A 10,893-nucleotide genomic window follows, 5' to 3' on the forward strand; every position below is an offset into this window, starting at 1 on the left:
CACCTGCCCGGTGACGGGGCCCCTCCGCACGTCGTGGCCGAGCTCAGTCGCCGATCAGGGCGTCGACGAAGGCACCCGGCTCGAAGGGGGCGAGGTCGTCCGGCCCCTCGCCGAGGCCGACCAACTTGACCGGGACGCCCAGCTCGCGCTGGACGGCGACCACGATGCCGCCCTTGGCCGTGCCGTCGAGCTTGGTCAGCACGATGCCGGTGATGTCGACCACCTCGGCGAAGACCCGGGCCTGGATCAGGCCGTTCTGGCCGGTGGTGGCATCGAGCACGAGGAGGACCTCGTCGAGCGGGCCGTGCTTCTCGACGACGCGCTTGACCTTGCCGAGCTCGTCCATGAGACCGGTCTTGGTGTGGAGCCGGCCCGCGGTGTCGATGAGGACGACATCGGCCTTCTCCGCGATGCCCTCCTTGACCGCGTCGAAGGCGATCGACGCCGGGTCGCCGCCCTCCGGGCCGCGCACGGTCCGGGCGCCGACGCGCTCGCCCCAGGTCTGGAGCTGGTCGGCGGCGGCGGCGCGGAAGGTGTCGGCCGCGCCCAGGACGACGGACTTGCCGTCGGCGACGAGGACGCGGGCGAGCTTGCCGGTGGTGGTGGTCTTGCCGGTGCCGTTGACGCCGACGACCATGACCACGCCAGGGGTGTCTTCGGGGCTCTCGGTCTTCACCGTGCGGTCGAAGTCGCCGAGGAGCGCGACGAGCTCCTCGCGGAGCAGGCCGCGCAGCTCCTCGGGGCTACGGGTGCCGAGTACCTTGACGCGCTCGCGCAGCCGGTCCACGAGCTCCTGGGTGGGGGCGACGCCGACGTCGGCCGTGAGGAGGGTCTCCTCGACCTCCTCCCAGGTGTCCTCGTCGAGGTGCTCGCGGGACAGGAGCGTGAGAAGCCCCTTGCCCAGCGAGTTCTGGGAGCGGGCGAGCCGGGCCCGGAGCCGCACGAGGCGGCCGGCCGTGGGCTCGGGCACCTCGATCTCGGGAGCCGCGGGCTCCTCGACGACGGGGGCCTCGGGGGCCGCTTCGGCGGGGAGCTCGACCTCCTCGACCGTGCGGCGTGGTTCCTCCCGCGGCGTCTCCGCCTCCTCGCCGACGTGCGGTTCGGCGGGCGGAGCGGTGATGGTCGGCGTGGTGGACGGCGGCTCGGCCGGCGGCAGCTGCTTCTTCTTGCGACCGCTGATCACGAGTCCGCTCGTCACGGCGACCACGACGACCAGAGCGATGACTACAGCAAGGATGAGTTCCATAACGCTCACCAGTATGGCGCGGCCTCCCCGGATCCCCTCGTTCCCCGTGCGGGACGCGCCCCCGTTGGTCGAACGGGCCGCTCGGCGTCGGATCGCGCCTCTCTGACCAGCGGTTCCCGGGGTCCGGGGCCGGGAGTGCCGGTGCGGGGCCGCCCACACGACTCCGACGGGGCACCCGGTGCCGCTCCGGCCGGGCCGCCGCGGTGCGGAGGTCCCGCGGCCGGCCGTCGGAGCCGACCGGGCCGTTCCCATCTGACGACTCGTCAGCTAGGGTCCTCCCGCCGCACACCCGCGAAGGGGGACCTCCCGTGCCGTTCAGCGTCGTACGGTTCAACCTCGTCGATCCCCTGGCGACCCCCGAATCGCTGTCGGAGCGCTACCGGGCCGCCCTCGCGATGGCCGCGTACGCCGACGGGCACGGCGTCGACACCGTGCAGACCGAGGAGCACCACGGGGTCGAGGACAACTGGCTCCCCTCCCCCTTCGCCTTCGCAGGCGCGGTCTTCGGCGCCACGCGCAGGATCGCGGTCACCGTCTCGGCGATCATCGGGCCGCTGCACGACCCCCTGCGGCTGGCCGAGGAGATGGCGGTCCTGGACCTGCTCAGCGGGGGACGACTGGTGACGGTGGCCGGGATCGGCTACCGGCCGGAGGAGTACGAGGAGCGCGGCGTCGACTGGGGGCGGCGCGGCGAGCTGCAGGACCTGCTGTTGGAGACCCTGCTCGCCGCCTGGACCGGGGAGCCCTTCACCTACCGGGGCCGTACGGTGCGGGTCACCCCGCGCCCCTTCACCCGCCCCCACCCCCTGCTGCTGGTCGGGGGGTCGTCGAGGGCGGCGGCGCGGCGGGCGGCACGACTCGGGCTGCCCTTCTTCCCGAGCGCGCACCTGCCGGAACTCGATGCGTACTACCGGGAGCGGTGCGCCGAGTACGGCACGGAGGGGTGGACGATGATGCCGGCCGAGCAGACCCCGCTGCTCCACCTGTCGGAGGACCCGGACCGGACCTGGGCGGAGCACGGGGAACACTTCCTCCACGAGGCACGGACGTACGCCTCCTGGCAGTCCGGGGACATCCGCTCGGCGGTGCGCTCGGCGGCGGGTTCGGTCGCGGAGCTGCGGGAGGAGGGCGTCTACCGGGTCGTCACCCCGGAGGAGTGCGCGGGGCTCGGGCTGGAGAGCCTGGTGCTCCACCCGCTGTGCGGCGGGATGCCGATCGAGGAGGGGTGGCGGAGCCTGCGGCTGTTCTGCGACGACGTACTGCCCCGGCTGGAGGCGTGAGGCCTCGGCCGGGGCAGTCGTCGCGAGGAGGGGGCAGCGGGGGTTAGCCCATCTCCTCCAACGCCTTGCCCTTGGTCTCCTTGACGTACCGGAGCACGAAGGGGATCGAGAGCACGGCGAAGGTCGTGTAGATCACATAGGTGCCGGAGAGGTTCCAGTCCGCGAGGGACGGGAAGCTGGCGGTGATGGCCCAGTTGGCGATCCACTGGGCGGAAGCGGCCACACCGAGGGCTGCCGCGCGGATCCGGTTGGGGAACATCTCGCCGAGGAAGACCCAGACCACCACGCCCCAGGAGAGGGCGAAGAAGAGCACGAAGACGTGGGCGGCGACGAGGGCCACCACGCCCTGGGTCTCGGGCAGCTTGCCGTCGACGAGGTCGGCGGAGAAGGCCCATGCTTCGAAGGCGAGGGCGATCGCCATGCCGACGGAGCCGACGAGGGCCAGCGGCTTGCGGCCGACCCGGTCGACCAGGACCATCGCGATCACGGTGCCGATGATGTTGATGATCGACGTGGTGAAGGAGTAGAAGAAGGAGCTCGACGGGTCGATGCCGACGGACTGCCAGAGGGTCGCGGAGTAGTAGAAGGCCACGTTGATGCCGACGAGCTGCTGGAAGACCGAGAGTCCGATGCCGACCCAGACGATGGGCAGCAGTCGGAACCGGCTCCCGGCGGCGAAGAGGTCCTTGAAGGTGGACTTGTGCTCGCTGCGCATGGCCCGGTCGATCTCGGCGACGCGGTGGTCGAGGTTGACCTCGTGGCCCTCGACCTCGGCGAGGACCACCTTGGCCCGGTCGACCTTCCCGACGGAGATGAGGTAGCGGGGGGATTCGGGGATCGCGAAGGACAGCATGCCGTAGAGGAGGGCGGGGACGACCATCACCCCGAGCATCCACTGCCATGCCTCCAGGCCGCCGATCTTGCCGCGCTGCTCGCCGTCGGCGAGCTGGAGGATGCCGTAGTTGACCAGCTGGGAGATGGCGATGCCGATGACGATCGCAGCCTGCTGGAAGGAACCGAGGCGACCGCGGTAGGCGGCGGGGGCGACCTCGGCGATGTAGGCCGGACCGATGACGGAGGCCATGCCGATGGCGAAGCCGCCGATGATCCGCCAGAGGGCGAGGTCCCAGAGGGCGAAGGGCAGTGCGGAACCCACGGCGCTGACGGCGAAGAGCACCGCGGAGATCTGCATGCACCGGATGCGGCCGATGCGGTCGGCGATCCGGCCCGCGGTCGCGGCACCGATCGCGCAGCCGATCAGGGCGATCGCGATGACCTGCGCGAGGGTGCCGGAGCCGATGTCGTAGCGGTCGCGGATCGCCTCGACGGCCCCGTTGATGACGGAACTGTCGTAGCCGAAGAGGAAACCGCCCATCGCGGCGGAGGCCGTGATGAAGATGACGTGGCCGAGGTGGTCCGGGTGAGCGGCTCGGCCTTCAGAAGGCGGCGGCGTGGGCGCCTGCGCAGTGCTGGTCACATGGACTCCTGGGTGGGGGGCGAGCCCTTCCAGTGGCGCACAACTTCACGCCGCCCACCACGTGAAGGTAAAAGCAACGTTGCAGAGACTATGCCTTCAAGTTTCGAAGTCAATAGTCGATGTCATGTGACTTTACGAGCATCTCAAGGTCGTCCATGTTCACAACTTGAACGAATAAGAGGGAGAGGTCCTCAGCGCAACCGCTGGCTGATCACCTTCGAGACGCCGTCTCCCTGCATGGACACGCCATACAACGCGTCCGCGACCTCCATCGTCCGCTTCTGGTGCGTGATCACGATCAGCTGCGAGGACTCCTGGAGCTCCCGCATGATCCCGATCAGCCGCTGGAGGTTGGTGTCGTCGAGCGCCGCCTCCACCTCGTCCATCACGTAGAACGGGCTGGGCCTGGCCTTGAAGATGGAAACCAGCAGCGCCACGGCGGTGAGCGAGCGCTCGCCGCCGGACAGCAGCGACAGCCGCTTGACCTTCTTGCCCGGCGGGCGGGCCTCCACCTCCACCCCGGTGGTGAGCATGTCGTCCGGGTCGGTCAGGACGAGCCGCCCCTCGCCGCCCGGGAAGAGCCGGGAGAAGACGCCTTCGAACTCCCGGGCCGTGTCCCGGTACGCCTCGGTGAAGACCTGCTCGACGCGCAGATCGACCTCCTTCACGACCTGAAGCAGATCGGTGCGGGTCTTCTTGAGGTCCTCCAACTGCTCCGAGAGGAACTTGTGCCGCTCCTCCAGGGCCGCGAACTCCTCCAGGGCCAGCGGATTGACCTTGCCGAGCCGTTGGTACGCCCGCTCGGCGGCCTTCAGCCGCTTCTCCTGCTCCGAACGGACGAACGGCCGCGGTCGATTGCGGGGGTCCTGCGGATCGTCCGGGTCGGCCTCCTCGGGCAGCACCTCGCCCTCGGCCGCCGGTGAGGGGGGCACCGGCTGGTCCGGGCCGTACTCGGCAACCAGGTCGGTCGACTCCACCCCGAACTCCTCCAGGGCCTTCGACTCCAGTTGCTCGATCCGCAAGCGCTTCTCCGCGCCGAGCACCTCGCCCCGGTGGACGGAATCGGTCAGCTTGTCGAGCTCGGCCTTGAGGTCACGACCCCGGGCCCTGGCGACGGTCAGGCCCTGCTCCCGATCCGCCCTCGCGGCTTCGGCCGCGACCCGCTCCCGTTCGGCACGGGCCAACGAAACCTCCACGTGGGCCAGCAGGCCCCGGGCGCCGGCGGCGACCGCACCCGCGACCTCCGCCTCGTGGCGGAGTCGGACCCGGCGCTGCTCGGCGCGCACGCGCGCCTCCCGCTCCGCCCGGGCGGCCCGGTCGAGCGCATCGGCCCGTCCGGCGATCCCCTTGCCCCGCTCCTCATGGGTGCGGACCTGGAGCCGTGCCTCCATCTCGACCTGGCGCGCCCGGGAGCCGTCGACGGCGAGCCGGTCACGCACGACGGTGTCGGGCTCCTCCTCGGCCGGCGCTTCCTCCGCGACCAGCAGTTGCTCGGCCAACTCCTCGGCCTCGGCGGTCGCCTCTTCCAAGGACTCCCGGGCCCGCGTGACGGCCGCAGCGGTGCGCTCGGCCTCCCCCGCGGCCCCCTTGGCCTGCCCCGCCAGCCGGCCGAGCCGCTGTGCGGTCGACGACTTCTCCCGGTCGGTCTCCCTGCGCTGCCCGTCGAGCTCCTCCACGTGCACGCCGGCGACGCGGTACCGCTCGGCCGCCTCCTGCTGGGCGGTCGCCAGTTCCGCGCACCGCAGGCCCAGTTCGACGAGTTCCGCAGCGGCCTCGTCGACCGCGGCCTGGACTTCGAGCAGGCTGGGCGCCGCAGCGGATCCGCCGTGCGCGAAGTGCACCCCGAGGAGGTCGCCCTCGATGGTGACGGCAGTCAACTCCGGTCGACCCCTGACCAGTTCGACGGCCTCGTCGAGGTCCTGGACGACCACGACCCCGGCCAGCAACCGGCGGACCGCACCGAGCAGTTCGACGGGCCCGCTGACCAGGTCGGCGGCGCACCGGTAGCCCTCCGCGTCCGGGGTCGCAACCGGGTCCGGCGCTCCGGCCAGCAGCAGGGACACCCGCCCCGCTTCCTGCTTGCGCAACAGGCGCAGGGCCTCGGTGGCGGCGGTGGGGCCGGCGGCGGCGAGCGCGTCGGCGGCGGCACCGAGGGCCGCGGCCAGGGGGGCCTCGTACCCCGCTTCGACCGTGAGCAGTTCGGCCGCGGGACCCAGGAGTCCGGCGAGCCCGGCGGAGACCAGTGCGCCGGTGCCGTCCTTGCGGCGCAGCCCGAGGGCGAGGGTGTCGTGCCGGGCCCGGGTGGCGGCGCGGCTGCGCTCGGCGGCACCGACGGCCTCGCGGGCTGCGCCCAGGGCGGCCTGGGCTTCGGCGAGTTCGCGGCGGGCGGCCTCGTACCGCTCGCCCTGCGCCACGTCCTCCGCGCCGAGCCCCTCGACCTCCTCCTTCAGCTGCTCGTACTCCTCCTGGGCGACGGCCGCCCGCTCCGCGGCCTCGTCACGGGCGGCGGCGAGACGATCGATCTCCGCCTGGGCGGCGGCGGCGCGCGAGCGGGCGGCGCTGACCTTGCCGTGCAGCCTGGCCAGGCCCTCGCGCCGATCGGCGCTGGCGCGGGCCAGGTCCTTGAGCCGGCGCTCCTCCTCCGCAAGGGACCGCTCCAGTTCCGCGCGGTCGGCGACGGCGACCTCCAGGGCGCGTTCGGCGACCTCCAGGGCGGCTTCGAGTTCGGCTTCCTGTTCACGGACCCGGGCGGCCTCCTGCTCCAGGTCCTCCGGGGCGCGGCCGCGGCGTTCCTCGACGGGGGCGGCGGTGGCACTCTTCACCCGCGCGTCGGCCAGCGAGACGGTCCCCCGCACCCGCTCGGCGAGCCGGGAGAGGTCGTACCAACTCTGCTGGGCGCGCTCCAGGCGGGGCACGAGGGTGCGCGCGTCGGCCTCGAGTTCGGCCTCACGGGCGAGGGCCGCGCGCAACTCGGTCTCGGTGGCCTGCTTGCGGGCGAGCAGGGCCGCTTCGTCAGCGACCTCGGCCTGCAGGACTTCCTGGAGCCGTACGAGGTCGTCGGCGAGGAGACGGAGCCGGGCGTCGCGCAGGTCGGCCTGGATGACCACGGCGCGGCGGGCGACGGCGGCCTGGCGGCCGAGCGGCTTGAGCTGGCGGCGGAGTTCGTCGGCGAGGTCCTGGACGCGCGCGAGGTTCGCCTGCATCGCATCCAGCTTCCGCAGCGCCTTCTCCTTCCGCTTGCGGTGCTTGAGGACCCCGGCTGCCTCCTCGATGAAGGCGCGACGACCCATCGGATCGGCGTGCAACACGGAGTCGAGCTGGCCCTGACCGACGATGACGTGCATCTCCCGTCCGATGCCGGAGTCGGAGAGCAGGTCCTGGAAGTCGAGCAGGCGGCAGGTGTCCCCGTTGATCTGGTACTCGCTGCTGCCGCCCCGGAACATGATCCGGGTGAGGGTGACCTCGGCGTAGTCGATGGGGAGCGCGCCATCGGAATTGTCGATGGTCAGCGAGACCTCGGCGCGGCCGAGCGGGGGGCGCCCGGTCGTGCCGGCGAAGATGACGTCTTCCATCTTGCCGCCGCGCAGCGACTTGGCGCCCTGCTCGCCCATGACCCAGGAGAGGGCGTCCACGACATTGGACTTGCCCGACCCGTTGGGTCCCACCACGCAGGTGATTCCCGGTTCGAACCGAAGGGTGGTGGCCGATGCGAACGACTTGAATCCGCGGAGGGTCAGGGCCTTGAGGTGCACTCCGGGGACTCTACCGGGGTCCGTGCGTTTCACCCGTGATGACGTGGGGCAGATCCTCGGATGAGGAGGGGTGGGACGCGGGGGAAACAACGGGTGAAAGAAAGAAGGGACGCCGAAGCGCCCCTTGCGAGTCCAGCTGTCGTGCCTATGGATCGTCCTGCACGATCAGCTGTGTGTGATCCGGCTGCGCCGACGAGATTGTTTCCCACCTGGCCCCTCGGGGCTGGGTTGTCAGGTGAGCGCAGGCTCTGCCTGGGGTACGTCGAGGTCGATGCTGTTCAGCAGCGAGTCTCCCTGGTGCTGAGCGGCGGCAGCAGCGAGCGTGTCGTTCTCGGACTGGATCCGTACCAGCTCGGATTCGAGGTCCTGGACGCGCTGCTGAAGCCGTCGCATCTCGGCGAGGAGTCGCGGGTCGGAGCCGCCGACGTAACCGAGAAGCGCCTTTGCCATGATGGATGGTCCTCCACAATGAGTGACCGACCGAAGCGGTGTGGGTCGTGAGGGATTCGCACCCGCGGTGCTCGGCAGTACTGCTTGTCGTGCCGGTTCCACTGCCAAACAGCGAAGGTGCGCGGGGCTTCCAGAGTCTCACCAAAAAGTTTGACGGTCAACACGATCACGCCCCGTTTGAAGGGGCGACCGAGGAGTCCACCGGCGCTCGGTGAGCGAGGGGGCCTTCGCACTCGGCGCCACGGGGCGTCGCGATCATTCTTACCGCGCAGCCTTCCACGACGGACGGCCGTTGGCAACCATCAGGCGGTTCGCTGGTCACGCACCCGTTACCGGGTGTCCGTGGGGCACCGCCCTCGGTCACCGAACGGGGCCGCCCCTCATGATCGTCAACGAATGGCGAAGCCCTCGTAACCGCCGCGCGGTGTGCCCCAGATCTCAGTGACGCCGTCCACGCGCCCGGGAGTGTCGTCGGAGCGCAGCCAATCGAGCAAACGGTGGCAATTCTCACGCGGCCCCTCGGCCACCACCTGCACCCGTCCGTCATCGAGGTTCAGGGCGAAGCCGACCAAGCTGCCGATCTCCAAGGCGTTTGCCCTGGTGAACCAGCGGAAGCCCACTCCCTGTACCCGGCCGCGCACCCAGGCGGTCATCCGCACGTCGTCATTCATGGCTGCACGCTAGCCGGCGGATTGCCAGATGAGCACATCGCCCCTGCCTTCCATGGCGTACAGTCCCGACCGAACACACCTCACCCGTATGGGCGCGCGCCGTTCGGTCGCCCAGCCAGAACGGTGCCGAGAGCAAAGATCGGCAAAGCAAGCAAAGGCCAGTAGAGGAAGGCAGGGCAGATGGGACGCCACCGTCGCTCCGGCGCCACACCCGCCGCAGAAGACTACGCGGCCGCTTCGGCCCGCCCGCAGCGGGGTACCCGTCGCAGGCGCCCCGTACGCACCGGGCTGCTCGGCGCCTCCGCGGCGGTCGCGGTAGGCGCCATCGCCGTCACCTCCGGCCTGTTGCCCGGCGGGGACACCCTCACCCTCGGCAGCACGAGCGCCGGCGAGCGACCCGTCCAGTCCCGACAGGCTCCGGAACTGACCACGCAGGGCGGTACCGCGCCGACCCCGGCCAGCGAGTCCGGCCGCACGACTGCGCGTACGGGGGCGGCCGAGGGCACGCCCCCGGCCTCCCCGACCGCGACGCCTAGCCCGAAGGCGACTGTCCAACCGACCCCCAAGCCGACCCCGACGAAGACGAAGGCCCCCAGCACGGCGAAGCCCGCGGCCCCGAAGACCTCGGCCGCACCCACCACCAAGGCGCCCGCCCCGAAGCCGACCCCGTCCTCGGCGTCGCCGAGCAGGAAGGCCCCGGTCGCCTCCACCGCCGACCGCAGCCAGGCCGCGGAGGCCGAGGTCCTCCGACTGGTGAACGTCGAACGCGCGAAGGCGGGCTGCACCCCGGTGCGCGCGGACGCACGGCTCGCGGCACTGGCCGGTGCCTTCAGCGCGGACATGGCGACCCGCAACTTCTTCGACCACACGGACCCGGACGGCGACACCCCCTGGGCCCGGGCGGAACAGGCGGGCATCACGGGCATGGGCGGCGAGAACATCGCCCGCGGCCAGGTGGATGCGGCAGCCGTGATGGCGTCCTGGATGAACAGCGACGGCCATCGGGCCAACATCATGAACTGCGACTTCACCACACTCGGTGTCGGCGTCGCCTTCGGCGACGGCGGGCCCTGGTGGACCCAGGACTTCGGCTACTGAGATTCCCGCGGGTCAGAGCCCTGCACATGCGTATGGGTCGCCCGGGGCCGTGATCGGCACCCGAGGCGGCCCACACTGCGTCCACGTCCTAGCGGCCGTAGAGGTGCCCCCGTACCAGGGGGTCGTTCTCCAGGATGAAGTCCGAGACCTTCCAGAAGTCGTTCAGCAGCGGGTGCTGAAGCGCTGCTTCCCGATCGAGCTTGCGCCCGAAGAGCGGCCCGTTCGGATGCGCGAGGCCGGCGGTCACCAGGGTGGACGCGGGGGACGTCTGCCCCTGCACCGGACCGACCCGGCAGCCGAAGGCAACGTGATCGGTCCACTCCTCCGGGCCGACGCCCCAGGTTCCGAAGATGACGTCGATCCACGCGTCGTGGTCCCGGTCCGTGTGGTGATGACAGTCGGCGAAGTACACGGCGTACGGGGCGCCGTCCGCGTGGATGAAGTCCCAGGCCCGTTCCCTGGGGGCATTGCAGCAGTCGCAGGTGAATTCACGGGTCTGACGGCCGTCGGGGCTCAAGGTCAGCAGCATGGCGGCCATCATGCTCGATGCCGTGGCCACGGGTTCCGGCGGGTCGAGCGCACTGTTCCTGATCATCCGGCTGACCTTCGGGTTCGCGCCCTACGCGCCCCGCCCGCGCCCGATCGGACAGGGAGCAACGGGGAACGAAAGGCCATCACGACGACCGGACAAGCTGACGGCCCCCTACCGTTGGTCCTGGTCGGGGGCCGCACGGAGGCGACCGAGGACGCACAACGATGACAACAGCCGCCTGGCCCCCGCAGCTCAGTGGAGTCAGCGGCGGTTGGCTCGCAGGCCAGAGACCCGGCCCTTCACTTCTTCGGCCACGGGGATTCCTCGGGGCAGCCGTCCCGCACACGAGCGAGCACATGTGAGGGGACCCCGTCACCGGTGCCGGTG

At 71.1% G+C, this 10,893-nt stretch carries 8 protein-coding genes; 2 read left to right on the forward strand and 6 right to left on the reverse strand.

Features of this window, described 5'->3' with window-relative positions; all coding sequences use genetic code 11:
* Nucleotides 1-43 precede the first annotated feature (43 nt).
* Nucleotides 44-1,246, reverse strand: coding sequence for a signal recognition particle-docking protein FtsY (ftsY, locus tag ACFW2Y_RS31150; protein ID WP_384885786.1), 1,203 nt, complete (start codon nucleotides 1,244-1,246; stop codon nucleotides 44-46).
* A 308-nt stretch (nucleotides 1,247-1,554) separates the two neighbouring features.
* Here ftsY and ACFW2Y_RS31155 point away from each other — a divergent pair, with 308 nt between their 5' ends.
* Nucleotides 1,555-2,526 (forward strand): LLM class flavin-dependent oxidoreductase, encoded by a 972-nt coding sequence (locus tag ACFW2Y_RS31155; protein WP_384885787.1) that lies wholly within the window; start codon nucleotides 1,555-1,557, stop codon nucleotides 2,524-2,526.
* A 43-nt stretch (nucleotides 2,527-2,569) separates the two neighbouring features.
* Here ACFW2Y_RS31155 and ACFW2Y_RS31160 read toward each other — a convergent pair whose 3' ends face one another.
* From ACFW2Y_RS31160 to ACFW2Y_RS31175, 4 genes are all read right to left on the reverse strand, one after another.
* Nucleotides 2,570-4,003, reverse strand: coding sequence for a sugar porter family MFS transporter (locus ACFW2Y_RS31160; protein WP_384885789.1), 1,434 nt, complete (start codon nucleotides 4,001-4,003; stop codon nucleotides 2,570-2,572).
* Between the two features lie 191 nt (nucleotides 4,004-4,194).
* The gene (gene smc / locus ACFW2Y_RS31165; RefSeq protein WP_384885791.1) at nucleotides 4,195-7,755 is read right to left on the reverse strand and encodes a chromosome segregation protein SMC; all 3,561 of its coding nucleotides are present in this window, start codon (nucleotides 7,753-7,755) and stop codon (nucleotides 4,195-4,197) included.
* A 231-nt stretch (nucleotides 7,756-7,986) separates the two neighbouring features.
* The gene (locus ACFW2Y_RS31170; RefSeq protein ID WP_384885793.1) at nucleotides 7,987-8,205 is read right to left on the reverse strand and encodes a hypothetical protein; all 219 of its coding nucleotides are present in this window, start codon (nucleotides 8,203-8,205) and stop codon (nucleotides 7,987-7,989) included.
* A gap of 389 nt (nucleotides 8,206-8,594) precedes the next feature.
* A complete protein-coding gene (locus tag ACFW2Y_RS31175; protein ID WP_384885794.1) occupies nucleotides 8,595-8,876 on the reverse strand; it encodes an acylphosphatase in 282 nt (93 codons plus the stop codon).
* A 180-nt stretch (nucleotides 8,877-9,056) separates the two neighbouring features.
* Between ACFW2Y_RS31175 and ACFW2Y_RS31180 the strand changes: the two genes are divergently transcribed.
* Nucleotides 9,057-9,974 carry a CAP domain-containing protein gene (locus ACFW2Y_RS31180; protein WP_384885795.1) on the forward strand — a complete coding sequence of 306 codons (918 nt, stop codon included), beginning with the start codon at nucleotides 9,057-9,059 and terminating at the stop codon, nucleotides 9,972-9,974.
* A gap of 88 nt (nucleotides 9,975-10,062) precedes the next feature.
* On the opposite strand, the gene ACFW2Y_RS31185 is transcribed toward ACFW2Y_RS31180, so the two are convergent.
* Nucleotides 10,063-10,569, reverse strand: a complete 507-nt coding sequence (locus tag ACFW2Y_RS31185; RefSeq protein ID WP_384885797.1) for a hypothetical protein — start codon at nucleotides 10,567-10,569, stop codon at nucleotides 10,063-10,065.
* Between the last annotated feature and the right edge of the window lie 324 nt (nucleotides 10,570-10,893).

Origin of the sequence: Streptomyces sp. NPDC058877 (genome assembly GCF_042742855.1) — a bacterium.
Taxonomy (GTDB): Bacteria; Actinomycetota; Actinomycetes; order Streptomycetales; family Streptomycetaceae; genus Streptomyces.

Excerpts from the sequence above, each read along its gene's own strand:
- ftsY (WP_384885786.1), bottom strand. The coding sequence starts at position 1,246 with ATGGAACTCATCCTTGCTGTAGTCATCGCTCTGGTCGTCGTGGTCGCC.
- ACFW2Y_RS31180 (WP_384885795.1), top strand. The coding sequence starts at position 9,057 with ATGGGACGCCACCGTCGCTCCGGCGCCACACCCGCCGCAGAAGACTAC.
- ACFW2Y_RS31185 (WP_384885797.1), bottom strand. The coding sequence starts at position 10,569 with ATGATCAGGAACAGTGCGCTCGACCCGCCGGAACCCGTGGCCACGGCA.
- ACFW2Y_RS31175 (WP_384885794.1), bottom strand. The coding sequence starts at position 8,876 with ATGAATGACGACGTGCGGATGACCGCCTGGGTGCGCGGCCGGGTACAG.
- ACFW2Y_RS31170 (WP_384885793.1), bottom strand. The coding sequence starts at position 8,205 with ATGGCAAAGGCGCTTCTCGGTTACGTCGGCGGCTCCGACCCGCGACTC.